Origin of the sequence: Paenibacillus sp. SZ31, from assembly GCF_012912005.1 — a bacterium.
Classification (GTDB): Bacteria; Bacillota; Bacilli; order Paenibacillales; family Paenibacillaceae; genus Paenibacillus.
Genome location: NZ_JABBEA010000007.1, coordinates 233,798 through 258,857, shown reverse-complemented (window position 1 = coordinate 258,857; position 25,060 = coordinate 233,798). Strand labels below are relative to the sequence as shown.

At 43.6% G+C, this 25,060-nt stretch carries 26 protein-coding genes; 20 read left to right on the top strand and 6 right to left on the bottom strand.

Annotated elements, in window-relative coordinates; all coding sequences use genetic code 11:
- The first annotated feature begins 342 nt into the window (after positions 1-342).
- The 5 genes from HF638_RS16295 to HF638_RS16275 are packed head-to-tail and all read left to right on the top strand — an operon-like array spanning position 343 to position 3,877.
- Positions 343-996: a hypothetical protein gene (locus HF638_RS16295; protein WP_169481136.1), complete on the top strand. Its 654-nt coding sequence runs from the start codon at positions 343-345 to the stop codon at positions 994-996.
- Positions 993-1,553 (top strand): hypothetical protein, encoded by a 561-nt coding sequence (locus tag HF638_RS16290; protein WP_169481135.1) that lies wholly within the window; start codon positions 993-995, stop codon positions 1,551-1,553. The genes HF638_RS16295 and HF638_RS16290 overlap by 4 nt, the downstream gene beginning before the upstream one ends.
- A 45-nt stretch (positions 1,554-1,598) precedes the next feature.
- Positions 1,599-2,333 carry an SMI1/KNR4 family protein gene (locus HF638_RS16285; RefSeq protein ID WP_169481134.1) on the top strand — a complete coding sequence of 245 codons (735 nt, stop codon included), beginning with the start codon at positions 1,599-1,601 and terminating at the stop codon, positions 2,331-2,333.
- Between the two features lie 21 nt (positions 2,334-2,354).
- The gene (locus tag HF638_RS16280; protein WP_169481133.1) at positions 2,355-3,656 is read left to right on the top strand and encodes a hypothetical protein; all 1,302 of its coding nucleotides are present in this window, start codon (positions 2,355-2,357) and stop codon (positions 3,654-3,656) included.
- Entirely contained in the window at positions 3,626-3,877 is a 252-nt protein-coding gene (locus tag HF638_RS16275; protein ID WP_169481132.1) for a hypothetical protein, read from the top strand. Before HF638_RS16280 ends, HF638_RS16275 begins: the two co-directional genes overlap by 31 nt.
- A gap of 135 nt (positions 3,878-4,012) precedes the next feature.
- Here the strand turns inward: HF638_RS16275 and HF638_RS28435 are convergent, their stop codons facing one another.
- Positions 4,013-4,348, bottom strand: coding sequence for a hypothetical protein (locus tag HF638_RS28435; RefSeq protein ID WP_211175670.1), 336 nt, complete (start codon positions 4,346-4,348; stop codon positions 4,013-4,015).
- 108 nt (positions 4,349-4,456) lie between these two features.
- On the opposite strand from HF638_RS28435, the gene HF638_RS16265 reads away from it, so the two are divergent.
- Both HF638_RS16265 and HF638_RS16260 read left to right on the top strand, forming a co-directional pair.
- Positions 4,457-5,506 (top strand): leucine-rich repeat domain-containing protein, encoded by a 1,050-nt coding sequence (locus HF638_RS16265; protein WP_169481131.1) that lies wholly within the window; start codon positions 4,457-4,459, stop codon positions 5,504-5,506.
- Between the two features lie 151 nt (positions 5,507-5,657).
- The gene (locus HF638_RS16260) at positions 5,658-6,443 is read left to right on the top strand and encodes a cupin domain-containing protein (RefSeq protein ID WP_169481130.1); all 786 of its coding nucleotides are present in this window, start codon (positions 5,658-5,660) and stop codon (positions 6,441-6,443) included.
- Between the two features lie 106 nt (positions 6,444-6,549).
- On the opposite strand, the gene HF638_RS16255 is transcribed toward HF638_RS16260, so the two are convergent.
- On the bottom strand, positions 6,550-7,596 hold the full coding sequence (locus tag HF638_RS16255; protein WP_169481129.1) for an aromatic ring-hydroxylating oxygenase subunit alpha: 1,047 nt from the start codon (positions 7,594-7,596) through the stop codon (positions 6,550-6,552).
- A 407-nt stretch (positions 7,597-8,003) separates the two neighbouring features.
- Here HF638_RS16255 and HF638_RS16250 point away from each other — a divergent pair, with 407 nt between their 5' ends.
- Together HF638_RS16250 and HF638_RS16245 are read left to right on the top strand one after the other, a co-directional pair.
- A complete protein-coding gene (locus HF638_RS16250; RefSeq protein WP_169481128.1) occupies positions 8,004-8,450 on the top strand; it encodes a carboxymuconolactone decarboxylase family protein in 447 nt (148 codons plus the stop codon).
- Positions 8,451-8,482: 32 nt separating this feature from the next.
- The gene (locus HF638_RS16245) at positions 8,483-9,418 is read left to right on the top strand and encodes a sigma-70 family RNA polymerase sigma factor (protein ID WP_169481127.1); all 936 of its coding nucleotides are present in this window, start codon (positions 8,483-8,485) and stop codon (positions 9,416-9,418) included.
- Between the two features lie 98 nt (positions 9,419-9,516).
- On the opposite strand, the gene HF638_RS16240 is transcribed toward HF638_RS16245, so the two are convergent.
- Together HF638_RS16240 and HF638_RS16235 are read right to left on the bottom strand one after the other, a co-directional pair.
- Complete coding sequence (locus tag HF638_RS16240; RefSeq protein ID WP_169481126.1) at positions 9,517-10,470, bottom strand: hypothetical protein; 954 nt, start codon at positions 10,468-10,470, stop codon at positions 9,517-9,519.
- A 241-nt stretch (positions 10,471-10,711) separates the two neighbouring features.
- Positions 10,712-11,353: a spore coat protein gene (locus HF638_RS16235; protein ID WP_169481165.1), complete on the bottom strand. Its 642-nt coding sequence runs from the start codon at positions 11,351-11,353 to the stop codon at positions 10,712-10,714.
- Between the two features lie 200 nt (positions 11,354-11,553).
- Here HF638_RS16235 and HF638_RS16230 point away from each other — a divergent pair, with 200 nt between their 5' ends.
- The 3 genes from HF638_RS16230 (at position 11,554) to HF638_RS16220 (ending at position 14,045) form a co-directional block, all read left to right on the top strand.
- A complete protein-coding gene (locus tag HF638_RS16230) occupies positions 11,554-12,024 on the top strand; it encodes a hypothetical protein (RefSeq protein WP_169481125.1) in 471 nt (156 codons plus the stop codon).
- 29 nt (positions 12,025-12,053) lie between these two features.
- Entirely contained in the window at positions 12,054-12,782 is a 729-nt protein-coding gene (locus HF638_RS16225) for a DUF1361 domain-containing protein (protein ID WP_169481124.1), read from the top strand.
- Positions 12,783-13,022: 240 nt separating this feature from the next.
- On the top strand, positions 13,023-14,045 hold the full coding sequence (locus HF638_RS16220) for a serine hydrolase domain-containing protein (protein ID WP_169481123.1): 1,023 nt from the start codon (positions 13,023-13,025) through the stop codon (positions 14,043-14,045).
- Positions 14,046-14,130: 85 nt separating this feature from the next.
- Here HF638_RS16220 and HF638_RS16215 read toward each other — a convergent pair whose 3' ends face one another.
- Positions 14,131-15,111 (bottom strand): serine hydrolase domain-containing protein, encoded by a 981-nt coding sequence (locus HF638_RS16215; RefSeq protein ID WP_169481122.1) that lies wholly within the window; start codon positions 15,109-15,111, stop codon positions 14,131-14,133.
- Between the two features lie 161 nt (positions 15,112-15,272).
- Here HF638_RS16215 and HF638_RS16210 point away from each other — a divergent pair, with 161 nt between their 5' ends.
- The 5 genes from HF638_RS16210 to HF638_RS16190 all read left to right on the top strand — a co-directional run bounded on the left by HF638_RS16210 (position 15,273) and on the right by HF638_RS16190 (position 19,636).
- The gene (locus HF638_RS16210; RefSeq protein WP_169481121.1) at positions 15,273-16,340 is read left to right on the top strand and encodes an ankyrin repeat domain-containing protein; all 1,068 of its coding nucleotides are present in this window, start codon (positions 15,273-15,275) and stop codon (positions 16,338-16,340) included.
- A 274-nt stretch (positions 16,341-16,614) separates the two neighbouring features.
- Positions 16,615-17,922: an SPFH domain-containing protein gene (locus HF638_RS16205; RefSeq protein ID WP_169481120.1), complete on the top strand. Its 1,308-nt coding sequence runs from the start codon at positions 16,615-16,617 to the stop codon at positions 17,920-17,922.
- Complete coding sequence (locus HF638_RS16200; protein ID WP_169481119.1) at positions 17,922-18,665, top strand: hypothetical protein; 744 nt, start codon at positions 17,922-17,924, stop codon at positions 18,663-18,665. The genes HF638_RS16205 and HF638_RS16200 overlap by 1 nt, the downstream gene beginning before the upstream one ends.
- Before the next feature lie 18 nt (positions 18,666-18,683).
- Positions 18,684-19,058, top strand: a complete 375-nt coding sequence (locus HF638_RS16195) for a DUF3784 domain-containing protein (RefSeq protein WP_169481118.1) — start codon at positions 18,684-18,686, stop codon at positions 19,056-19,058.
- A 92-nt stretch (positions 19,059-19,150) separates the two neighbouring features.
- Positions 19,151-19,636: a hypothetical protein gene (locus HF638_RS16190; protein WP_169481117.1), complete on the top strand. Its 486-nt coding sequence runs from the start codon at positions 19,151-19,153 to the stop codon at positions 19,634-19,636.
- A gap of 77 nt (positions 19,637-19,713) precedes the next feature.
- On the opposite strand, the gene HF638_RS16185 is transcribed toward HF638_RS16190, so the two are convergent.
- Positions 19,714-21,252 carry a hypothetical protein gene (locus HF638_RS16185; RefSeq protein ID WP_169481116.1) on the bottom strand — a complete coding sequence of 513 codons (1,539 nt, stop codon included), beginning with the start codon at positions 21,250-21,252 and terminating at the stop codon, positions 19,714-19,716.
- 242 nt (positions 21,253-21,494) lie between these two features.
- Between HF638_RS16185 and HF638_RS16180 the strand changes: the two genes are divergently transcribed.
- From HF638_RS16180 to HF638_RS16170, 3 genes are all read left to right on the top strand, one after another.
- A complete protein-coding gene (locus HF638_RS16180) occupies positions 21,495-22,088 on the top strand; it encodes a cupin domain-containing protein (RefSeq protein WP_169481115.1) in 594 nt (197 codons plus the stop codon).
- 139 nt (positions 22,089-22,227) lie between these two features.
- Positions 22,228-22,908 carry a hypothetical protein gene (locus HF638_RS16175; protein WP_169481114.1) on the top strand — a complete coding sequence of 227 codons (681 nt, stop codon included), beginning with the start codon at positions 22,228-22,230 and terminating at the stop codon, positions 22,906-22,908.
- 541 nt (positions 22,909-23,449) lie between these two features.
- A complete protein-coding gene (locus HF638_RS16170) occupies positions 23,450-25,039 on the top strand; it encodes a methyl-accepting chemotaxis protein (RefSeq protein WP_169481113.1) in 1,590 nt (529 codons plus the stop codon).
- The last annotated feature ends 21 nt before the right edge of the window (positions 25,040-25,060 follow it).

Here is a 25,060-nt window from a genome sequence, read left to right as displayed (position 1 = left end):
TGTTGAGGAACGGAGTTTCATATAATTTTAGAGAGATCGATTGGTAAATGTTGAGTATTTTGACGCGGTGTGTGGGCACGCTTCGATTGAACAACGGAATGGTCAACTGGGATGGAAGTGTTTCGAATGTTATTGTGCAATAGGTGAACGTTGGTTTAACGTGGAAGTCACAGACGAGAAGAAGACGTCTCACCGATCTACGCATGTGGAATGTCCGCATTGGTAGTTCCATTAATCAGGTTGAATTACATGCCAAGCCGACATACCGAATGTGTTTTTCCAAAATTCGTGCTGGAAAAGACCCTGTGAAGATGAAGAGTTAAAGCCGCAAGGAGAGAAGACATGAAACTACGCGTGAAACTTACTATTTTTGCAATCATTCTGGGTGTGTTGATGATTCCGGCTTATTTTATTTTACAGGCATTCGGTGTATTTCAAAAAGAGACAGTATTATCTGACTATGCTCTCGCCGTTGATGTTAATGGGAAGTCCTATGAAGCCTGGCCGCTTATTAACAGTTTTGCAGCGATGGACAAAGAGGAAGATAACCGTCAGTTTTATTACCGGATTGATATGAATCATATCCAATACCTGTTTAATCTGGCTTACCAGGAGTATGATGTGAAGCCTGGCGGAGACAATCCGTATCTGGCTGGTACTGTAAACTATCAACGCACAGATCACAACTATGTGCAGACCGAGAGACAGTATGAGAACGCCAACGATTTCACAACGGTTTTGAATCTGTATGATCAGAATGGGCAGGTGATCTACACCTACAATAACACCGGCAAGGGAGATAAACAGCTGGTAGAATCCATTATTCATCAGGGAATGAGCCGTTCTACGAATGGAGGTGGCGGTGAAGCCGTGCGCGATCCTTATATCAATATTACGGCGTTATTTCGCGACAAGCTAAACATCGATGTGAAACTGACGGTGGATGAGGAACACAAAGTAGTTACTATTCGAATGAACAAATCGGAGGCTAGATGATGAATGAGTATGGTGTGCAACACGGACCTACGTATCTGGAAGGATTAACAAGTAAGGAAGAGGACATAAAGTCCGATGAAGTGGAGTGGAAAGGCAAACTTCAAATGAGTGATGGACACGATAAATTCCATATTTATTATTATGGTGACTTGATGGAAGATGATCTGATTGCCTGGCATGATTCGACACCGCTTCTTGTATATGCCGAGCATACAATCACGGGTGATCGCTATCTGCTCATTGATGCCGCCAAGCACGGATATGATGCCATGTTATGTGAGACCTATTCAGAAGAAGCACTACATGACAGACCCCTTCGTCCTTATCTGGATGTTGAAGGAGAGGATATCTTTGAGGTAGAGTTGACGGCCTACTACAATGTGCCTTGGGATGATGAGTTTGGCGAAGAAGTAGATGAGCGTGGTATGTATGAACTGATCACGGGAGAACGCATGCATTTTGATCAGGTCAAACGTGATGGATATGATGCCTTTGCCATTCGCATTCTGAATCGTAAAGGGGTATGGACTGAAATTGTACAGGAAGAACTTGCGTAGATTCTGAAAACGAATGAACCAAACTGAGATGGGAGATGTCGACAAATGTATATGGTATCCCGTGCACTTAAACCGGTTCCAGCAGAGGAACTGAATCAATTTGAACAGCAATATGCCATCTCGCTACCTTCGTCATACCTTACCTGGATTGAACATTACGGAGAAGGAACATACACGGGTTGGATGAATGTGCAGAGACCGGACCCGGAAGTGCTGAAGCCTTTTGTTGAATATGATTTTTGGATACATACGGACGATTCGCCAATAAGTCAGCATCAACTTGAACAATGCATTACGATCGGCAGTTCTGTGGATGGAGATTTCCTTGCTGTTCATCCAGAAGTAGAGGGGCTGTTGTGGCTACCGCGTCATGATGAGCATATTACCTTGTGGACTTGCCCGGAGGCTGAATTTGGCGAAACACTGGACCGGATCTATTGCGGGTACTACCGTCAGGATAAACCGATATCGCCACTATACTATGAACCGTGGAATGAGCTGCGGAAGCATACGTTTTACCATTTTACAGGGACGGAACAGGGAATCTCCATGAAGGAACTGGCCAACAAGTGCAAAACAGAATTTAAGTGGGATTCTGTGTTGGAGAATGAGTACATGTGCAAGCTGTTTATGGTATCGATGGGCGGATACTTACGTTTTAACTATGCGACTGGAAGAGAAGTTGCCCTGTTCTATGAAGAAAAGAATGGTGCGGAGGAGGCGACGGATAACGAAATCAGTCTATTTTTGCAAGCACATCATTGTACGGCATATGAATAGGGCTGGAGTGGAGGGAAACTTATGAGTTGGTTAAAAGAAGACATCGCGGAACAATGGCGCAATGAAGGCAAGCGTTATGCAAGGGATGTCAATGCATTTGTACGGAGAAGTATGCAGGGAGAGCAACCGGATGAATCCGAGCTGGAGGGAGACTCTAGAAGCGGCTTGAGTACTGAAGTATTCCAGATGGTGAGACAGGCCAATCTCCATGGTGACGTGGAGGTGCTTCGACGTGAGCTGCCCGCAGCGACGTGGCCATTGAACGAGGCGTTTCAGGGTTCCATGCAAGCGGTCAAAGTTGTAGGTTATCTGAACGAGGAAACGATTGTATGTAATACGGGGATTTTCACGGAGAATAGTCATATATATACGATGGATCCGCACGGATGGCAGTTGATCTCTCCATATACTTTTGCAGGTTGCTCATCGGATGGACTTGACTTTGCGCTTGCAGGACCGGATGGGATTCGTGTCATTCGTCAGCCAGATCGCAAGTTGGAAGGACAGGAGATAGCGACATATCGATGGGAAGATATTCAAGCCCGGATACAGTCGGCATTACCTCGGATTGAATCACTTGCGGACTGTGAGCATCCCGAACGGACACTTGAGGGACTTATACCTATGGATGAAGACAGTGCACTACTTATACATTCACGATACGGGATATATCTGGTAACGCAAGATCAAGTGACCTTGCTTCATCCCGATCTGGCAGAGATCGAAGAGTATGAGCTAGAGGATACACAGATAGATATGGGACATGCAGCTGTATCACGTGATGGTCGATGGATTGCCTATGGCAGCCAAGGGAGCAATCATATGGTGATGGACCGTCAGCTGAGCAAGACTTACTCCCTATATCCGGAATCGAGCTATCCTCATTATGCGGCATTCACAAGTGATAACCAGAACGTCTGGTTTAACGCATGTCATTTCTATAACGGGGTAACGATACAGGTTCCGCTGGAATCAATCGCAGGCAACGAAACGAAGGAAGATTGGCCGGTCATGGATGAGAATGCACGAGTGTATGCAGCAGTGGAATTAGAAGCGGGCATGGTGCTTGGGGATGCATATGGTTATTTGTACTGCGTGAATGGCGAGGGTAAAGAAGTATGGCGTCATTTTGTGGGCAGTACGATCTATTCTCTCGCCGTATCGCCAGAGCAGTCCAAGCTGGCAGTCGGTACCTATGGTGGCATGCTGCATGTGCTCGATCTTCGTTCCAAAGAAATGGACGAGTACGGGATCGGGACAGGCACTCTTCGTGAGTTGGAGCGGTATGTGTTGTGGCGTGGAGAAGAACCTCTGCGCTGGTGAGTTCGTATTACAACCTGCAAAGGGGTGAAGGAATGGAACGTGAAGAGGCTGTAACTTTATTAAAATATCACTCCTTTTCCTATGATGATCTGAGTCATCCCAAGATGGAGAATGATTTTATTGGCAGTCTGTGGCCTTTTCGTGGACGTACCAGAACTTGCACGGCCTTCACTGGATCGGGAAGTCATAGCATGTCTATGGGGAATTACTTATATGGCTGAATCACTTGTTAGATGAGAGAATACAGGATCACGAGATTCGAGAGACCAAAAAATAAGACAATTCCTTCAATAACAAAGAAGCTGCCGAAGCAGCTCCTTTATCTGAACTGAACCTGAACTTTGCATAAGTCTCGATTACCACTGAAAGAAACGATGTCCGTGAAATCCTCCGTCTGGAGGTCCTCCGTGTCCACCTGGACCACCCGGACCGCCGGGTCCACCTCCGTGAGGTCCGCCGGGATAGCCACCTCCTGGGAAAGGACCATGGTGCCCACCTGGGTAACCACCTCCGGGATAACCACCATGCCACCAAGGACCGCCGATCGGAAATGGCAGTGGGAAAGGAACAATGGGCGGGTATGGATACGGATAAGGGTAAGGATACGGTGGGGGTGGCGGAGGTGGTGGATAATAAGGGTAAGGATAACCCGCAGGTTGCGGGGATGACACTGAACCAGGGCCGTATGCCATGTAACATGCCTCCAATGACTGGATTGATGATATCAGCCTATGCCACAGTGTAATCAGATGATACAGCAGATTGAAGATTAATGAATATAGAGTAATGAGGGGGAACCTATGGTAGCCGTAGCTTTTCACACCGATCCAAGAGGAACTGCCTATGAACTGTTGATTGACGAATTGATCGAAAAGACGGATCGTTTTATGCTAGTTGACAGAAAGTATGCTGAAGAAGCTACACCTGAAAAAGTTGCCAAAGTGTTACAGAGACTTGAGCCGTATCTGATTGAAAACAGTACGATGGAAGAAATGATGCTGAAAAGTGGCGCCATGTACTCAGAGGGAATCTATTACATATACCGTTGCACGCCGGAATCAGGGCAGGTTCTTAAGGAGGAAGCTTCTCGCTTTCGTGACTGGTTATATCCGTCGATGCCGGATGATCTTTGTTTTCTAAAAGAGGACGGGAGTGACTACTTCTACACTGTTGCTCATGAGAATATATATGGCATGCACATTACACAAGAAGAAGCAATTGAGCTAATGGAGCGAATCACTGGGTTGTTCTTTAGATTAGATCGACATCAGGACATTCATTGCTTACTGGACGATGCAATCAGGCATCAGACGGATGTGCTGAATATTAGTTCATATTACTTGAAAGAGATTCCCGAACGGATTCGGGAACTACAGCACTTGAGACGCTTGACGATTTTTGAGCAGGATGTTTATACGCTTCCACCGGCTCTTTTTGAACTGACAACGTTGGAAGAATTGGAGATTATGACTGCCGATTTGGAAGGTATTCACCAAGACATTGGAAAATTGAAACAACTTCGAGAGCTTAGAATTTATTGCGGTAGTTCTTATCATGTTCCTACCGGGTGGAAGCCGAAGGAGCAGTCGGATCTTGGTCTGAAACATATTCCAGCCGAGATTGGTGAATTGAGCGAACTGGTGACTCTGGATATAGGATACTCGGGCATTCGTGAGCTTCCGCCTGAACTGGAGCAACTGAAGAAGCTACGTTATTTGAGTGTAACTAATGGTTTAATTGAGGAAACGCCAGACATGGTGAATCGAATGACCTGGCTTCTGGATGTGAATCTGAACAGTACTCCATTAGGAATTAGTTGGGAGCACATCTTGGGCGAGGAAGAATCTTAATATCAAATGAGCCCTGCTCGGGATGTCCGAGTCAGGGATATTTGTCATGCGCCGCAAACATAGCGGAAATGGGCTCACGCATCTGGGCACTGGGCATAAGCTGGCATATAGGTTATGACCTAAACCGAGAGCGAAGGGCAGGCGTTTTATTTTGGCAACCTCAACCATGGATTACACTTTACCAACCACCCAATTTACTTATGATTTGAGCAATAACCCGTTATTCAAGAAGGATGAGAACAACTATATTAACTCCCTTTCCATCAAACAGTTAAACACACTGGGCAATACTTCTTTATTGGATATTTTTCTTAGCACAGGCAATGTGGTTGAGCCTCACACGCATCAGAATGCCAGCGAGTTGGTATACTGCATTAGCGGTTCGGCAGTTGTGTCCCTCATTAATCCGTTCACGAACGAGTTGCTTCATTTCCCGATTACACCAGGGCAAGTAGCTAATGTACCTCAAGGCTGGTGGCACTATGAAGTGGCTACTGTAGATCATACGCACTTACTGGCGATCTTTGATGCTCCCGTTCCTGAAGCGATATTTGGCTCAGACACCTTACGTCTTACACCTGCAAAACTTCTGGCTTATACGTACTGTCTAGATGAAAAAAAGGTTCAAGAAGCGCTGGCTCCTATCCAAAAAACAGTGATTATTGGCCCGCCGGCAGATTGTCCGACGTCAACTGCCCCTGTCTCTAACAATGCTCCGAATGTCAATCATCAGCCTTACGTAATGCCTAATGTACAGCCAAACATGCAACCCCATGTACAACCAAACATGCAGCCAAATACACAGCCTAACATCCAACCTTATGTAAACCGCCTTCCGTACTGGGGCACTTGGGTGGACCCGCGTATTATTCATGAGCCGGGCTGTCCGTATTATAGAGAGCTTCCTTTGAATACGACTAATCAAGAGGAAAGATGACGTATGAAGGCCTAGTGGGCAAGGTCTTTCTAATATACGCTAGGTACTTCAGTTAAATTAGATATAGAAAAGAAGCGTCCGCAACGGAACGCTTCTTTTTTATTTTTTACGATGTGTAATTTCGTCCCAAACCAATTTCCGTTAATAATTGACGATAGGCAATTGAAGTACGGTCCGCGGGAATATGGGCCTCGGCATGCAGATCAAGGGGCAGATCCTCCGGTTTCTGTGACTCGACCATCTCGCGATCTTCTTCGAATACCTGCAAGTTAAACTTGATGGTATCTTCAATGGGAGCATCTTTGTCAAAGTTGCGTGTAATTGGACAGAATAGACGTGTGTACCGAGCAGACATTGGCGAAGCACAATTCAGAATATTCAGCTTGTCGTCTCCTGGGAAATGTACCGTCAGAGAAGCCGCAAAGGGTGGGAACACCCGAAACTCCCGCAACCATTGGAAACCTTCAGGTGCAACAAGATCTTGCCCTTTGCCATAATTGCTGACTGTACTCCAATACTCGGCCAGCAACTCATTTCCCTCGCGTTTCACTTTGTACTGGGGGACTTCTGTGTTGTTTCGGTCACCAAATGTTTCCGTATGCACATAGGCAAAATGGGATACATCCAGGAATCCTTCCATTTGTCGTCCGGAGGAACCAGCAATATCAAAGTTGGGTATTAAAATATTGATATAATCCGGATCATCCCATCCAGGAAAGGTTGGAATTTGTTCTTCCGTTCCCGCCAGTGTGGTCCATATTAAGCCATAACGTTCGACTGCCGGATACACGATGAGTTTGAGCTTTGGTGAGATTTTGGAGCTTGGGTGCGCAGGCACGGCGGTACATTTTCCTTCACAATTATAACGGAAACCGTGATACGGGCAGACAATCTCACCATTTTCTACCCAACCTTTGCTAAGTGGAGCCCCGCGGTGAAAACAAAGATCTTTGGCTACCACAACCTGATCATTACTGCGATAAAGAACCAGCTTCACATCGAGTAATTGAGCAGCCAGGGGTTTGTCTGTTACTTCGGTTGCTTGGGCTACCGGGTACCAATATTGGGATAATACATGCCAGTCTTCAGCGGTGAATGTACAGCCCCTAGGTAATTCGGATGTCACATTACGGTTTGCGTTGGAAGTTATCATATGAAACACTCCTTGCTGATATGAATAAACGATTCTCTTTTTAATGTTAGAAAAGTTAACTTGATTAGCCGTATGTTACTACTCTTTTGGTCAATGTATCAATATTCCCAACCTACTTTTGGTTGAAATCACAAACAGCTCAGTAAAAACCGTACATGGATACGGAAAAATCCGGATTTTTCTTACGTCATATGTTAATTTTATAGAAAGAGGACAGACATTCAGTATGTTATTTCTTTTACTCATTGATGGCTTTATGGAGGTTTACTGTTTAGAATTGTAATGTGAATATTCGTTAGTTGAGCAACCATTCTTATGGACATAAAAAGATTTTCGCAAAGAATGTCACAGATCCCAGCCGTCATTTGTCTACAGTATGTAAACCAAATGACGGAGGCGAATGAAAAATGAATTTAAGAACGAATTACAGAGTAGCTAGCCCAGGCGCTTTTAAAGCGATGATGGCGATGGAGCAATATATATCCGGGCAATTTGAGAATAAAGTGTTATACGAGTTGTTGAAAATCCGCGTGTCCCAGATCAATGGCTGTGCCTTTTGTCTCGATATGCATGCCAAAGATCTGATGAAACTGGGAGATTATGCGGATCATATTCTCTTGTTAAGTGTGTGGCGTGAGGTGGCTTTCTTCACGGATCAAGAACGTGTTATGCTGGAACTGGCTGAAGCGGTGACTAAAATCTCGGAGCAGGGCGTACCACTTGCATTGTACGATAAGGTTCGTGAACACTTCAGTGAATCCGAACTGGTGGATCTGATCTTGGCCATTAACACGATTAATAACTGGAACCGGATTGCGATCACAACTGGAATGTATCCGTGTTGCTTTAACTAAAAATACACGCACCATGCCAGAGGAGGCTTCTTATGAATTCCAATCTCCACGCCAATGAGCCAGAAGTGTCTTCTCTGGATGTTGGTGAGCTGTATATTAGTTATAAAAATTATGCATTTTCAATAGCTTACCGCATGCTCGGCAGTGTGGTAGAAGCTGAAGATATTGTACAGGATTGTTTTGCGGGGATTCAGAGTACGTCTGCTCAGGATATTCGTGACCCCAAGTCCTACATCGCCAGACTGGTTGTGAACCGAAGCTTGAATCTGCTAAACTCCGCCCGTAATCAGAGGGAAAGTTATGTTGGTGAGTGGCTGCCAGAGCCGATGGGTGACAGTGAAGAGAAGAACATGCCAGAGGAAACGATGGAGAAAAAAGAACTGATCTCTTACGCCTATCTGGTCATGTTGGAGCGTCTATCGCCCATGGAACGGGCTGTTTTTGTCCTTCGTGAAGCGTTCCGATATGATTATTCCGAAATAGCAGATTGGCTGGGCAAAACGGAAAGTAACTGCCGCCAAATCTTTAGCCGCGCCAGACGAAATCTGCCCGAAAGACTTCCGCCGATCGAGCAGAGTGATGCGGATTTGATAGCGAAAGGTGAATTGCTGAGCCGTTTTACAACGGCTTTCCTTCGTTATGACGTCTCTACCATGCTCGAGTTACTGGCGGATCAGCCTGTATTTACAGCAGATGGCGGTGGCGTTGTGCATACCGTTATGAGAACGATGAACGTTCACAAAGGCGTGCTTGCCCTCCTGACCTCACGGCGAGTCCTTACGCGATTGCGTGATAGAGAATGGGTGCCCATGTGGATCAATGGCGAGCTTCAACTCGCATTGATGAAAGAAGGGCAGTTGTCCGAGATACTCTGTATAGAGTTGGACCCTTCCGGTGAGCGGATTGAGGGCGTGTATCTCGTTGTAAATCCGAACAAACTTACATCAATAGACACTTCAACTCTTTGATCCAAACGTAAGGACTTGATATGTAAATTTAAAAGCGGCAACCTCTGTCTCGAGGACTGCCGCTTTTTTGCATTCACATTCTGCCATTCACTATCCGATTATTCACGGGCAAATTGTTGTTGAACAGGTTCAATGATTGCTCGGACTTCAGGTGTAAGCTCATCATTGTTCTGATTGAGAACCAGCAAAATCTTTTCCATGGTATCGAGAAGAATACTCTTCGTTTCGGGCTCCCGCGTAGCCAAAGCTTTCTCGTAAGCCTGTTTCACCTCAGGGTCCATGGTGCGAATTTCTTCGTCCGTGTACCAATCATAAGCAGGCGTGTTGTCACTTCCATAAAAGAGATAATCCACAAATAACCCTTGCTTCACTGCTGATGTGCGATTGGAATTCGGGAAGTTGTTCAAAAAGGCTTCTTTCTCCAATGCACGCTGGATTAATTCGTTCCAAGAGATGATAATGCCCCCATCTGAAGTCGTCATTTGGTTGGACTCGGTAGCCATAATATTAATGTATGCAGCAATATCAGCCTTAACAAAAGGTTTGAACTTTTGATATATCTCATAATTGATGATGGGGTAATACAAGCCTTCACTGGTTTCCAGTTTGAACCCGAGATCTGAAGCTTCCTGCAGAAGCTTCTTCGCTGTCGGATCTTTAATTTCTTTGAGCAGACGACTATATGTAAGCTTCTGTTCGTAACCAAGTTGTTCATGGGCTTGAGATATGGCCTGTTGAAATTGTTCCGTATACATTTGGTAGTCCATATTAGCCAATTTCACATTCTGCATGTTCTCCAGTTGCAGCGTCATTAGTGTGGCCTGCCAAGGGCCGACTTTATCGATATGATTCATCAGGTATTTACGCGCTTTAACCAGACTTTCTGTGGACTTCACTGCTTCTGTTCGATAGGTTTGGAATTGATGATACACCGCTTTGGAAGCGGGGACAGGTGCAGCTAGTGTTGTTGAAGGTGTGAGTATTGCGCCAATGGCAGTACAGCCGAGAGCCATAGCCAGTAAACCAAGTTTAGCAGGTTGCTTCCATCTCATTTGTATACCTCCCCATTAATGAAGAAAAAGCCATTTGAATTCTCGTATAACGGCATTTCACCCTATTTATATGTATGATCCGTAAGTTGAAAATGTACGGGTTTGTCTTTGATTAAACCAGTTTCTGGTAAGCGAATCAAGTGTCTTCAGTAGGAAAATGATTACAAATAATGAAAGAACAGCCCCTAAAACCCGAAAGGGTTAAAGAGACTGTTCTGGGGAAGCGGATTTTATTTTCTAATTAATGAAGTGGTTTATTGTTAATAGGCATCTGAGGTGCCCCGGTTGCTGGAATGTATGCCTGAAGCATCTGTTGTGTATCACTTGGAGTGAGTTGAGGTACTTGATAATAGGCGTTTTTATTCTGGAACATGAAAATTTCATAGGCCATCTCGATAAAATGCTGGATCTGTGAAGCGATGACTCGGCGAACCGTTCCATTTGTGATCTCGCTGCAAGACATGCCGAGCAGACTCGCATGTGACTTGATCAGTCCCAGCATATGACCGCTAATCCCGGCATCCTTTACATCGGCTAAGCTCTGGTTTGGCTTTTTCGGTGCTGAGGGCTTAAGGCCATATACCGGTGGTACGATGTTGGGGATCATGTAGGTTGCTGTCTCCTGATGAGGCTTCTGTCCGGATGCAAAACACTCTGCTGTCAGATTGTACTGGGATAATATGAAATTGTACTGCCGGTCGAGAATGCCAATCAGTTCCTGGCTCTGCACAAATGTACGAAAGATCATGTATTGATCCAGCACGTTAATGGTGGAGGACAGAATCTCATGCACATCGAACATCTCATGGCCGCCATGATTCATGTTAGGGGTGACATTTGGATTAGCATTCAATGTAGGTTGTACTAAATTTTGAGGATGCATCGAATTTGGATTCATTGTAAATTTGATTCTCCTTTGGTAAATGGTATGATTCTAGTATGCTTGGAGAGTAGTAAATTTATGTAATATATTAGGAGTATACGCACAAATAGGAATAGGCATGGTGGTGGTTAAATATGGAAGAGATCGATTGGAGTGTAGCAAAAAATTTGTTCGTCAAACATTACGGGAGCGCAATACAGATGCATCGAGAAGGCTTGTATAGCGAATATAAGCGCTGGGATGTACCCCGAGAGTTAGAGGAACAATGGATAGGGGAGCGGATTCAACAATTAAGTTCCGAGCTGTCTATCATGAATTGGAATGCGGTGGACGAACTTGCGTTGATCGCCAAACATCGGACAGAACCATCAATTATTACGGCAATTACAGCATTTGCTTCGAGACAATTGAAGAGTGCGGACAGTATGGTGCGTCTCGTGTATGCTGAACGACTGATTGAGCTGATCAAACGGTATGAATCCTCTCTGCCGATGGACAAGTTACGGGAAACCTATCAATTGACGATGGACTTGCTGGTTGATGTGGCGACTAAACCGTTGGTTCTTGATCCAGGCCATGAATTACAGCAGTATGGATTAAAGGATAAACGTGGATTGAATTTGCGTGTGGAAAAGAATAAGGAAGAAATCATCCGATATTTTCGAAATTAATTGAATTTTATCAAGTGAGGTCAGAATCATTGAGAAAACTGAATTATATTCGCATATTTATTTTCCTTAGTGTGGTCACTATAGTAACACTCGGCTTGTACTATGTAGCCGCAGACTGGCTGGATCAGCGTTACTTCCGCTTCCTGATCTGGAATCTGTTTTTGGGCTGGATTCCTTTTGTGTTCTCTTATGCAGCCTATCTTCTAAGTGGTGTGAAATGGAAAGGTGCTACATGGCTTGCAGTCGCAAGTGGACTGCTGTGGTTGTTATTTTTCCCGAACTCTTCCTACATCGTTACAGACTTGGTTCATCTGACAGCGAGAAGTTCCCGGTATTATGGTGGGAATGGAGTGGACTACACGTATTGGTACGACTTGAGTGTTGTATTAATGTTTGTCTGGACTGGGCTCCTACTTGGATTCCTATCGATGTATCAGCTTCAGGAAGTGATCTATCACCGAATTGGACGCTTCGCATCCTGGATCTTTGTACTCACAGGCTGTGCTTTGGGAAGTTACGGGGTATTGCTTGGACGCGTATATCGACTGAATAGCTGGGATGCACTGACGAATCGCGAGACGCTGATTGAGCTGATGCACGAAAGTGTAAGTCGCCCGTCTCTTGCTTTTTGCCTGTTTTTTGGCACGTTTATTACTACAATCTATGCCACATTGTATTATCTGATTAATACGAGGTCTCCCCGTGAAACGAAGAAGAGTGCAGGAAGTCCTGAGGCGGACTTGCAAGCGTTGCGCTAATTCATGGTGTTTAGAAGGCATGCAGCCAGATAGACTTAAGGTAAAACGATTGGAACAAGTGATTAAACGGCAGTTGAGCATGTTTTGTATAACTTAATCTTAAGTCGTATGAAGAAGGGTTATTTCCTTTTATGAGGGAGTAACCCTTCTTTTTACGAAAATGTGGCAGGTATGCAGGATATGACGAAGAATTAAAAATGAGAGTATTAAGAATACATAGACAAGTAGGTGAATATTAAAATGTTGAATGTATTAGAGCTGACAACAAAAGTAGAAGAAGTCATGGAACGTGTGAATTTTTCGGGTGTTGTATTACTCCAGCAAGCCGGTGAACCCCTTTTGAATATGAAACGTGGTTATGCGAATCGCAGTGAAGAGCTTGCCAATCAGGTGGATACACGCTTCGGAATTGCATCAGGATGTAAAATCTTCACGGCAGTGAGTATATGCCAACTAATAGAAGCGAGCAAGTTGTCTGCTGATTCCAAGCTGAACGATGTGTTGGATGCGGATTTTCCACTATGGGACGAAGGAATTACCATCCATCAGTTGTTAACACACACGTCAGGTATTCCAGATTATTTTGATGAAGAAGTTATGGAAGACTTTTCAGAATTGTGGAAGGACAGACCGGTTTACGCGATGCGGCGATTAAATGACTTTCTGCCCATGTTTCAGCATCTGCCGATGAAGTCTGCTCCGGGTGAACGTTTTCACTACAACAATGCGGGTTTCATTGTGCTGGGGCTTATCGTGGAGCAGCATTCAGGACTGTCGTTTACAGATTATGTGGAAGAGCACATTTTCAAACGGTGTGGCATGAAGGACTCGGGTTATTTCGTAACAGATCAGCTTCCACGTAACACAGCTTTAGGGTATATCGATCATGAAGATGGCTCTTGGAACACTAATATGTTCTCGATTCCTGTCAAAGGTGGATCGGATGGTGGAGCCTATGTTACGGCACCGGATATGATTCGATTTTGGGATGCTTTGCTGGGTCACCAATTGTTAAATGAAGAGACGACACATCAGTTATTAACTCCACATGCTCATCAAGAGGATGAAGAGTATTATGGGCAGGGGATCTGGATTGACCGCAAGGAGGAAGAAATTTTCAAATTTCATGTCATGGGGTTCGATCCAGGGGTGTCGTTCATGTCTTCCGTGTATCCGGACTATGATCTACAACTGGTTGTGCTCTCTAATCAAGAGTCTGGTCCGTATCCAATAACAGTTGCCATCGAAGAAGCTTTGGCATGACGAATAAACCCTCAGCCTGTGGGCTGGTTATCTTACATAAGGTTGGGGGTTTATTTGTCGAACAGGATAAAAGGACTGCTTACGTTTATAACATTTTCCATAGTTCAGGGACGATTAATCGAGGGAAAACATCCAGTGGAGGCTTCTCTTTCTTTCGTTTGTCATTAGTTAAAACCGTAACGAGTTCCAGCTCTGGGACAATGTATACATACTGCCCACCGAACCCTCGCGCGTAATAATAATGGAGATTGGGTTTGTCGTCTTCAGCAGTAATATCTTCGGCAACAGACCTTTCATTCGGATAGACATCCACCCACCAATGCCAAGCATAACTTACGTGATTCGGTGGAGTGACTGTAATGAAAGGCTGCGTCGAACGCGATACCAGATCACTTGAAATGAGAGATTCACCCTCCCACATACCTTGCTGTAGAAACAGCTGACCGAATTTCAGTAGATCCGCGGGCAACATTTTAAGACCGAATCCGCCAGTATGTACACCTTGAGGGTCACTTTCCCATTCATAATCCTTAATTCCCAGCGGGCCAAAAAGATAACGTTCTGCGAACTCGGCTACATTCATACCTGCATTTTGCATCAGGATGGCGGATAGGATCTGTGATACTCCGGAGTTGTACTCCATATATGTACCCGGTTCATGACTTAACCGTTGTTCCAACGCAAAATCCACCCAATGATCGGTGCGGGTCATGCGAGGGAATGAATTCTGCCCGCCGAACTCGTCCCAGTTGAATCCGGCTGTCATGGTAAGCAGTTGTTCCAGTGTGATCGCTGGTTTGCGCGGATCAGGATCAGATGTCAACTGCGGGAAAAAGGTGGATATTGGGGTAGATGCCTCAGGCAAAATCCCCTTATCCATCGCTATACAAATGAGTGCGGATAGCACACTCTTGGTACAAGAATTGATTTTTGCAATATCGGTCGCAGCCTCTTGGTTGCGGTAGTGTTCGTACATAATCTCACCGCGTACGCTGACCAGACAGCTTCGCAGATCCAGCGGCGGAATAATCTGTTGTAATTTGGATGACAGTGATGAAGGATTCATAGTGTCCTTTCTGTGCTGTTGATTTGTTATAGGATTTTGTGGAAATAGGTGTCCATTATCTTAGCATATTAGTTGAGAGAAGCTCAACAAACGATTACTTATTCTGGTTATGGCAGGTATACTGGCAGCTAGAAGTAATAAAACAGTAGGAGGGTACACCTTTGTTCAAAATCGGAAATCAAGGATCGTTTGACATGCTTCCTGATCATGCTAAGGCAATATATGAGGGAGACACGGATGCTGTAGAAGAATTCATTAAACAGGGCATGGATCTCGAAGTAGAGATCATACTCAGTAAATACATAGCATTGACGCCACTAGATCTTGCCTTAATCTGCAATCAACCGGAAGTGGTTAAGTTGTTGGTGGAGTATGGAGTTAACCTGAATGTCAAAAATAATTCGGCGATCCTCAAGGCCGTTAGATATTGTGGAGAAGAGATGGTGCGTTACCTGTACCAGCAGGGTTCCAAGTTAGATGGACTTAATCGGGTCAAATCTAGTGCATATGACGAAGCCTACTATGGTAACAAAAACAATATAAAAGTGCTGAATGAACTGGGGTTGGATATTCGAAAATATGGAGGCAAAACGTTACGCAAGGCTGTAGCTGATCACGATATGAAGACTATTAAGTATTTGCTGGATGAAGGGGTAGACGTCAATTACAATGAACCAGATATGGTATACCCGTATAAGGCGACACCTCTCACGGTAGCTGCAAGGCTTAATAATATGAAGATGGTTCGATATCTGGTGGACCAAGGAGCAGATGTGACCATTCAGGAAAAGGATGGAGAACGGGCGTATACGATTGCAGTGAGTCAGAAAAATGAAGAAATGGCCGAATATCTAAAGAGGCTTGAACCTCAAGAATTTCATGATATGAGCAACAAATTGCATGCATTAAAGTCTTATAAACTACCACAGCAACTCATTGATTTCCTAACCGGTGGTATCCGAAGAATGGACTTGCCAGATAATAAATCAGGCATTCGATATATAGAATTCTTTCATCTGATCGATACAGTGGAGATGAAAATGGGCAGACAAAAACTACTGCGTATATCCTCGAACGTCGATCAATATTCACATATTCTGATCGTCTGGAATCCGAGCAAAAAAATGATTGGATATGCAGACATTGAACATCAAGAACATGAAACGATAGCTACATTTGAAGAGTTCTTGGCTGAGGCTGCTACAGCTATAGAGCATTTCCTGAGTTAGATGGATTGTATACGAACTTTCTATTAACCTCTTTCCAATGAACATATGGAAGAGGTTTTTACTATTATGAACATGCCCATATAGGAAAAATATCATATGAAAAATGAACTATGTTAGTGCGTATTAAGGTTAGAAATGGTAAAATATCAATGCCTAAACATGGAACAAGTAGATGGAAGATAATTAAATATAGGAAATATTGTAGAATCAGTGATTTAGCAAAAGAATTTTTTAGTAAATTATAGTAATCTAATACTGAATTGAGGAATTAAACATGGCGATTATTGACGTAATTAAGTATGATGGCTCACCTGATGTATTTGCTTGGAAACATCCCGAGACTGAACTGGGAACATGGACTCAGTTAATTGTGAATCAATCTCAACAAGCAATTCTTTTCAAGGATGGAAGAGCACTTGATATGTTTGGACCCGGAAGGCATACGTTGAGTACTGCGAATATCCCAATCTTGAACCGACTCGTTAACCTTCCGTTCGGAGGAAAGTCACCTTTTGCAGCAGAAGTATGGTATGTCAATCAAGTAAGCGCATTGGACGTTAAATGGGGAACGGCGAATCCGATTCAGATCCAGGATCCCAAGTATAATATTATTGTTCCCGTAAGAACATTTGGACAAATGGGAATGAAAATTTCGGATTCACGAAAATTTTTGGTCAAGCTTGTGGGAACACTGCCTGAGTTTAACCAAGTTAATATGATTAATTACTTCCGTGGGTTGATTATCATGAATATTAACTCCATGTTGTCATCATATCTAATACATAGAAAAGTAAGTGTTTTGGAAATCAATGCATATATCGCCGAGATATCACGACATTTTGCAGATACGATAGCATCTACTTTTGAAGAATTTGGTATTGAGTTAATCAACCTGTATATTCACAATGTCAATCTGCCCGAAGAAGATCCTTCAGTCATTCGATTAAGAGAAGCGTTGGCACGCAAAGCTGAGATGGATATCATTGGCTACACATATCAGCAAGAACGTTCTTTTGATACGCTTGAAGGTGCAGCCAAAAATGAAGGAAGCATGCAGTCAGACATCATGGGCGCAGGGCTGGGGATGGGCATGGGTGTTGGTCTGGGAGGTTCTTTCAGTAGCGAGATGTCCCAGATGTCTAAAGTGATGTCTACGAAGGAAACGCCTGCAGTAAGTATATGTAAGCATTGTCATCATCCGAACCAGGAGAACAGCTCTTTTTGCAGCAAATGTGGCAATTCATTAGCCGAAAAATCGGTAGCAACAACAGATTGCAACAATTGTGGACATACCTTGCCAAAGGGAACCAAATTCTGTCCTAACTGTGGTGACAAATACCATGCATGTCCTTCATGTGGGGCGGATAATGCGGAGAACGCATTGGAATGTATTCAATGTCATCAACCGATGCCTAGCCCATGCCCAAATTGTAACCATATGAATTCCGGTCATACAAAATTCTGTGGCAACTGTGGCACAGGTTTAAGCTTGAAATGTAGTCGTTGCCAACATGAAGTAAAACCCGGCCAGAAGTTCTGTCTCGATTGCGGAAACAATCTGCAAGAAGGAGGACAGGCATAGTGATGGTAAAACGGAGCAATCTCTTGATTTTGGATGTCGTCTATTTAATATGCATGTTAGTATCGTCAATCGTTTCTTTTACGCTGTTTAATCATGCGCTTCTGTCGTTTTCTTTTTGGATGAATCTCGTTGCTTCTTATGTAGCGATTACGGCTATTTGGATCTACGCGCGGTTCATCATGCAAAATATGGATCGGTTTAAACGGTTTGTTCCAGGTTACACAGCTTTAGGTGTAGTATTGGGTATTTATCTGATTTGTGTGATGATCTACACGTTGTTAACAGGTTCAGCAGATCATGCGCTTCGCTGGTTCGTATTGTTACACACGTTAACGATTGCGATCGCAATTATTTTGTGCGGAATCATTATGATCTATATTCAAAGTGCGCGCCGTCATGAAACAGATGAACATACAAAAATCACAAACTTACAATTAATCGAAAAAGCTTTACAGCAATTGCTTCATACCATGGTGCAACATCCCGTCCTAACTGTGGAAGAGGAGCGCAAAACCGTTCAATCATTAATTGAACTTGTAAAGTATAGTGACCCAATTACTCCGGATTCCTTTGAGAAAAATGACCGCCAGATCTTGCTGGACATTGAATTGATGAACAGTGAGCTTGCAAATCAGTACGAAGCAGGGGAATTGGTAAATAGTGAACGTTTTGCTTCGCAACTATCCCAGTTAAAGTTCCGTTTGAAAGAGCGAAATCAACAGATCATGACAAGCAAATCATAAATTGCTGGAGGAAATGCCGTGAAAAGATTTTTTGGAATTATATTAATTATCATTTCGTGTCTGACGATCCTGTTCTCTTTAATCATGCTGTCTGAAGGAACGGAGATGGCCATTTTTAGTACAATTGTGTTTTTTATACCAGGGGTTATCGTACTTGTTACGGGAATTAAAATGTGTGGTCGACCTAAATCTCGTTCTAACACCGATCAATACCATCACAATTCTAATGATAAGCAATATTACCAAGATCAGCGTAATGAGAAATATGAAGAGAAAGATGAACCTCAAGAATCTGTAGCCGTGAATTGTTCAGGGTGTGGAGCCAAGGTAAAGGTATATCCTACTTTGTCTGCGGATTGTGAGTATTGCGGAACAACGATGAGGATTTCGTAGTCGTAGCTAACATAAATAGACTTTAACAGTTTTAGCGGACGGATACTTGTAGTGTGTCGGCTAGGCGTAGAGTTTGTTTGGGAGGAATCAAATTGAGGAAGTTTTTCGGGCTCATTTTTATGGTGTATGCAATTGGCATACCCATTGCTTTTTTCAATGCAGACAATCACAAAAGTGGTGATCTTTTTGGCATAATTGTAGTTATTATAGTTGAATTTTTATTTTTGTTTTTTGGTATTAAATTGCTTAGGAAAAAACGTGTTAAGAAAAAGCGTGTCCCGGAACGCAAGTTTTATGGGGGAGACTACGGAGGTCATCTTGATCGCGAAAATGAGAATCCGCATACGTATTCAAGTTACAATAGCAATACCGTGAGTTACAGCAGTCATAATACAATTAATTATACAGAGATCAATTTTTCAGATAAGGAAAACACTGAAGAGGAAGTCGAACAAAGAGTTGAAGAGCCACAAAGGCCAATTTCAGTGAGTTGCCCAGGATGTGGGGCGAAGGCAAAAGTGCTTCCCAAGCAATCAACGGACTGCGAGTATTGTGGAACAACAGTTGTAGCAACGTAAAATGATTCAGGGTGGATACGAGAAAGAGTTAAGCCTGATTCCTATGGAGTCAGGCTTAACTCTTATCAATTTAGAATCTAGAAATCCCTCAAACGATCAAATACCTCAAATAATCCCTCGTGATTAACCTTAACTGAATCATCTTGACGCAGTTCCAATTGCTCATTCAACTGATCCAGTAGCTCCGTTAGAACAACATAAATCTCTTCCCGCTCAACGGTTTCAATAAAGCCGGTCTTCGCATCCATCTTGTTGAAGGTCTGGGTGTAGTTTTCAACCATGGAGACGAGCTGCTTGTGTATAGACTCCTGATCCATTGGACCTTGACTTAATTGACGAATTTCCTTCAAGCACTGCTTGTACAAATGAGCTGCTTTTTTTGCGTGTGCTGCCTTGATGTGGTCCCTTCCATGCCAATCCCGAAACGGATTGTTCAGGTTCTCGGCAAGCCATTCCGGTTTGCGTGCTTTGGTGATCTCCACATCAAGTCCGGCAGCAGCAAGTTTTTTAAATTTTGTTTTGATCGATTTGGCTGCGTCGGCAGGCAGGCTGGTTAGCCACAGCGTAGCCAATTCGGGAAGCTGCTCTGGATCAGGGAATTGATCACCGTCGAAGCCGAACAGGTCATATGTAGTGAAGGTTTGCAAATTCGCCAAATGCTGAATCGTTTCTATATGGGATACATTGCCGGGTTTGCCCCACAATCGTAATTCTGAAAGCTCAGGATAGTACTGCACAATTGGCTCCAGATTGAGTTCCGTGATATCTCTGATATACAGACCTTCAAGTCGCGAAATACCAGTAACCTGTGGCAAGTCCACTGGGACATTCAGAGTGATGCATTTACCATCTTCATGAGCTACGATATGAAGATCAGGGGACAGCTCTCCTGTGAAGTTCAGACTCGTCATCTTCGTGTTCAAAATTAACCGCTCCAACCCGCTGACATCCACAATAAGTTTGGTCAGGTGGCTCTTGCTGATATCCAGTTTCGTTTGACCATGATCTACGATATGAAGTTCATTAATGAACGGATTGTCCTCTATAAATGAAAAGATCGATTCCGTATATCCATTCATTTCAATATGTGTTAGACAGGGTAGCTTTGTGAGTTCGGTTATATCTTCCTCAGACTTAGGGCTGAAATCGCGGATTGTGCTCGTACTTCGCCGCATTACACGATCGCCAATCATGATTTCTTCGTCATCATCCGCAGCTTGTTTGAACTGTTCTCTTCGGATCGCATCGATACCTTCCCATTCACGCTGGAGATAGAGCTTTTCTCCGATTGGCCAGCCTCCGCCATACGTATTCGTTTCCTCGGTATAGAGAGGCGAGATATTGCCTGCAAGCACATATTGTGAAGGAACATTAGCATTCAGGAAACTATGGTCAACTCGATCATTCCAAAAATAAAAATTACAGATCAGTGGCTTCATCTGATGAAGCTGCATTTCATTAGGCAGTTGATCACCAGTCCAATCCAATTGAAGAACTGAGGCAAGCGTGTCGGAAGTTTTACCCTCCGTTTCTTTCAGGCCAGTTACCTGGCAGGCGGCATATTGTTGTAATTTTTCGACGTATACGCAGTACACATCTCCAACCTTGGGGATCATGTTATGCTCCTTTCGTTCTGCACCAATCGATGCTAAGCTAACTTGTAAACGAAGTATTCTGAAGAACTAATAATAGATGAATTATATCAAAGCCATTCAGAGACTTCCATTTTGAGATAGAGTCTGACTCGCTTGAATACTTTTATTAAAATGAACGATGTCTAAGTACACAGGTATGAGTCGCATTTCCTCGGCATACAGTACAACAATGAGATGTATGCCCAAGGAGGAGAAATAACCGTATGATTGATCCGATTTTGCAAGCTCCGAATGTTCCGTTAGCTGCCGATTCTAATGCAGTTGTCAATTATCAGAGGGATTCACGCAACTATATAACCCAGTTGTTTGGAGAACAGCTGCCGACCATTGCAAATGGTTTCTTCAACGTGTACTTAAGTAAAGGAATTATTGTGCAGCCGCACTGGCACACCAATGTCACGGAGATGGTTGTGGTCATCACCGGTGAAATTACAGCGTCAGTATTCAATCCGTTTACGCGTGAACGATTGACATATCGTCTGAAACCAGGTCAGGTTGTTGTATTTCCGAAAGGTTGGTTTCACTGGTTTGTCGCTGAGACAGATGATGTATATGTATTAACTATCTTTGATCAACCAACGCCTGATATTGTGTTTGGAGCGGACTTCTTGGCAGCTACACCGCCGGAGGTGGCTCACCGCGCGTACTGTTTGGATGAAGAGGCGTATGCCAGAGCCGTTGCATCCATTAAAAATGATGCCATCCTGGGTCCTCCAATAGGGTGCGATACTGCTGTTTCTGACCTGTCTACCCAACCATCCAATGCACTCAAACCAACAAAAGGATCTAGAGAATAGGAGCAGCTCTCTAATAAAATAGAACCATTCAAGCCTGCAGCTGGAACTTATCCAGTTGTGGGCTTATTCTATACGTTAACACTTATACAATTCTCTGTTAATATAGTTGTAACATCGATGAAAATGGGGGATACCATCCATGACAATGTCCGAAACGGAAATGCTAGAAACTGCAATGCGTTATGCACCTGTATTGATGTTTGACCGGAACGAACCCTTCTATCCGGATTTTGTTGGCGTTTCTGTGTTGGATCGTTCAGGACCTTCGCCTTCGTTCAAGAGGGATATTCAATTCCCGGCTGAAGCAGTTCAATATGTAATTGAGTTTGCGATCTGGTGGGATTATGAGATCGGACATCTGTATGAGATGGAACATGTGTGGATATATGTGGGTCATGACGGTGAAGTTGTAGACTGTGAAGCCAGCTTTCATGGTAAAGTGCTGCGGGGATTGCTGAAGGATCGAGTTAATGTGGTTGGACGTCATGTATGTCTGTATTCACAGCCTGGCAAGCACGCTTTCTCACCGCTGCCAGTTGTGTTTGAATTATTGCCAGACTTATATAGTGCCGCAGGTACCAAAGCCGGATGTGATGGGTTGCTCGTGAATGATTTATTCCGTGGGTATTATGAAACGAATGAACAGATTGATGCCCAGGTAACGAGTTATCTGCAGACCAAGGCGTTCGTGCCTTCCATGGAGTTCGAAGAGTATCTGTTGAAACCGGAAATGTTCATGACTTGGGACCAGTTGTTTGACATTATTCCGCAGCGGATTAAGGATCGCTTAATCGAACTGGAGCAGTTGTATAGCACGTAGTTCTATTCATACTAATCCATAGAATTGATATCTATTTAATCAAACTCACCTTATGTGGGTTTGATTTTTTTTGTATGACAAAGGCATCAGTTAAAGTTGCAACATATTAGACTTAAGTCATGGGTTGAACTGTACTTATATGAAATTAAGGCATGAATGATAAACAAATTATAATCTTTGTTAGACCGAAGAACTACGAGATTGTACCTTACCAAATCATAAAAATGAAGTTATACAGTTTACTAGTGTTATGTCTAATAAATCATATGTAATATAATTGAAAAATATATGGATTTCGTATATGTGAAATTATTGATTTTAATAAACAGGTAATTAGTTAGTTACTTAATAAAATACTAGAAACTTAATATCTAAAATAAAAATTCGCAATAGTGCAAATTTATAGAATTAAAAATCTCCTATTCAGTTTTGATATATTTCTGTCGAAATAAATCGTAAGTTGTCTAGAGCGCGACCAAGAGAAGGGTTTGCCGAGCGTTATATACATAACTGGACACTAAGATGCCTAGGAGGAGATTACATGAAGTGGTTTGGAAATTTAAAAACAGCAACAAAGATTATCTCAGCATTTTTAATTGTGTCGATAATCCTTGCGGCGCTTGGCGTCTACTCGGTAGTAACATTGAGAAGTACGAATGAACGGATGCAAGAGATGTACAACAATAATCTGATCTCGGTTCGAGAGCTCTCTTCTGCTCAGGTTGATTATCAGAGATTGCGAGTTAACGTACGTGATTTGAATTACGAAACTGTAGTAGCAGAGCAGACCAGAATTACAGAAAGTATTGCCACGATTCGTCAATCTTTGGAGGATCGACTTGCTACGTACCGTCCTCTTGCCACTACCCCGGAAGAAACGGAATTGCTTCGTAAGTTAGATACCCAATATACCAGCTACATGAAACTTTATGATCAAGGCGTCACTATGGCGTTATCAGATGATGATGCAGCTTTCATTACATTCCTGAAAGCGACTTTGAAACCTCCTGGTGATGAGGTTGTAAAAAACCTCGCAGACCTGGTGAACCTCAATGTAAATCTGGCAGATCAGGCCAACACGAAATCTGAAGAAGCTTATACAACTGCTTTTGCGGTAACGATTGTTATGGTGATTGCATCCGTACTCTTCAGTATCCTAATCGGTTACATTATATCTCGCTCCATTTCTAAGCCACTCATGGCCATGCTGGGTCTGGCTACGGAAGTTGCCGGCGGAAATCTGACCCTCAAGTCAGACATCTCCAGCAAAGATGAAGTGGGTCAACTGGCCGCGGCACTGAATCGTATGGTCGACAACCTGAAAGACTTAATCAATAACATCGTGATGAACTCCCAAAGTGTTGCCGCTTCTTCGGAACAGATCTCAGCCAGCACACAGGAGATTGCAAGTACCAGCACAAGCCAATCCAGCGAGGCAGGAAACATCTCCGAATTGTTCAAGGAGCTATCACTTGCCATTAACTCCGTTGCTGCAAGTGCGGAAGAAGCTGCCGAATTGTCCAATGATACCGTAAAGACTGCTCGTGAAGGTGGACTTGTTGTACAAACTTCATTGGAAGGCATGCAAGCTGTGAATACGAAAATGACCAAACTCGAAGATGATTCCCGTAAAATCGGTGACATCATTGAAGTGATTGACGATATCGCTGAACAGACCAATCTGCTCGCGCTGAATGCAGCCATTGAAGCGGCACGTGCGGGAGAACAAGGTCGAGGATTCGCCGTAGTCGCAGATGAAGTCCGGAAGCTTGCAGAGCGTAGCGGCGAGGCGACCAAAGAAATTACAGCTATCATCAAAGCGATGCAGGAAAACACAAGACAAAGCGTACAGGCGGTAGCCGCCAGTGTTGAACAGTCTTCCATGACTGGACAGGCATTTGATCAGATCATTGATATGGTCAATAACTCCTCACAGAAAGTAAACGAAATTGCAGCTGCATGTGAAGAAGAAGCGGCTCAAGCGGCAGAGGTCATGAGTTCCGTTGAATCCATCTCGGCTTCAAGTGAAGAATCCGCAGCAGCGTCAGAAGAGACAGCTGCAACATGCCAGTCTCTGGCACATCTGGCGGAAGAGCTGGCGAATTCGGCAGCTGCCTTCAAAACCAATTAATTAAATCGAATTGAGGGTGAA

Bases quoted from the DNA above. Each gene is read 5' to 3' on its own strand.
- HF638_RS16295 (WP_169481136.1), top strand. From the start codon at position 343: ATGAAACTACGCGTGAAACTTACTATTTTTGCAATCATTCTGGGTGTG.
- HF638_RS16290 (WP_169481135.1), top strand. From the start codon at position 993: ATGATGAATGAGTATGGTGTGCAACACGGACCTACGTATCTGGAAGGA.
- HF638_RS16285 (WP_169481134.1), top strand. From the start codon at position 1,599: ATGTATATGGTATCCCGTGCACTTAAACCGGTTCCAGCAGAGGAACTG.
- HF638_RS16280 (WP_169481133.1), top strand. From the start codon at position 2,355: ATGAGTTGGTTAAAAGAAGACATCGCGGAACAATGGCGCAATGAAGGC.
- HF638_RS28435 (WP_211175670.1), bottom strand. From the start codon at position 4,348: ATGGCATACGGCCCTGGTTCAGTGTCATCCCCGCAACCTGCGGGTTAT.
- HF638_RS16265 (WP_169481131.1), top strand. From the start codon at position 4,457: ATGGTAGCCGTAGCTTTTCACACCGATCCAAGAGGAACTGCCTATGAA.
- HF638_RS16255 (WP_169481129.1), bottom strand. From the start codon at position 7,596: ATGATAACTTCCAACGCAAACCGTAATGTGACATCCGAATTACCTAGG.
- HF638_RS16250 (WP_169481128.1), top strand. From the start codon at position 8,004: ATGAATTTAAGAACGAATTACAGAGTAGCTAGCCCAGGCGCTTTTAAA.
- HF638_RS16245 (WP_169481127.1), top strand. From the start codon at position 8,483: ATGAATTCCAATCTCCACGCCAATGAGCCAGAAGTGTCTTCTCTGGAT.
- HF638_RS16240 (WP_169481126.1), bottom strand. From the start codon at position 10,470: ATGAGATGGAAGCAACCTGCTAAACTTGGTTTACTGGCTATGGCTCTC.
- HF638_RS16235 (WP_169481165.1), bottom strand. From the start codon at position 11,353: ATGCATCCTCAAAATTTAGTACAACCTACATTGAATGCTAATCCAAAT.
- HF638_RS16230 (WP_169481125.1), top strand. From the start codon at position 11,554: ATGCATCGAGAAGGCTTGTATAGCGAATATAAGCGCTGGGATGTACCC.
- HF638_RS16220 (WP_169481123.1), top strand. From the start codon at position 13,023: ATGTTGAATGTATTAGAGCTGACAACAAAAGTAGAAGAAGTCATGGAA.
- HF638_RS16215 (WP_169481122.1), bottom strand. From the start codon at position 15,111: ATGAATCCTTCATCACTGTCATCCAAATTACAACAGATTATTCCGCCG.
- HF638_RS16205 (WP_169481120.1), top strand. From the start codon at position 16,615: ATGGCGATTATTGACGTAATTAAGTATGATGGCTCACCTGATGTATTT.
- HF638_RS16185 (WP_169481116.1), bottom strand. From the start codon at position 21,252: ATGATCCCCAAGGTTGGAGATGTGTACTGCGTATACGTCGAAAAATTA.
- HF638_RS16180 (WP_169481115.1), top strand. From the start codon at position 21,495: ATGATTGATCCGATTTTGCAAGCTCCGAATGTTCCGTTAGCTGCCGAT.
- HF638_RS16175 (WP_169481114.1), top strand. From the start codon at position 22,228: ATGACAATGTCCGAAACGGAAATGCTAGAAACTGCAATGCGTTATGCA.
- HF638_RS16170 (WP_169481113.1), top strand. From the start codon at position 23,450: ATGAAGTGGTTTGGAAATTTAAAAACAGCAACAAAGATTATCTCAGCA.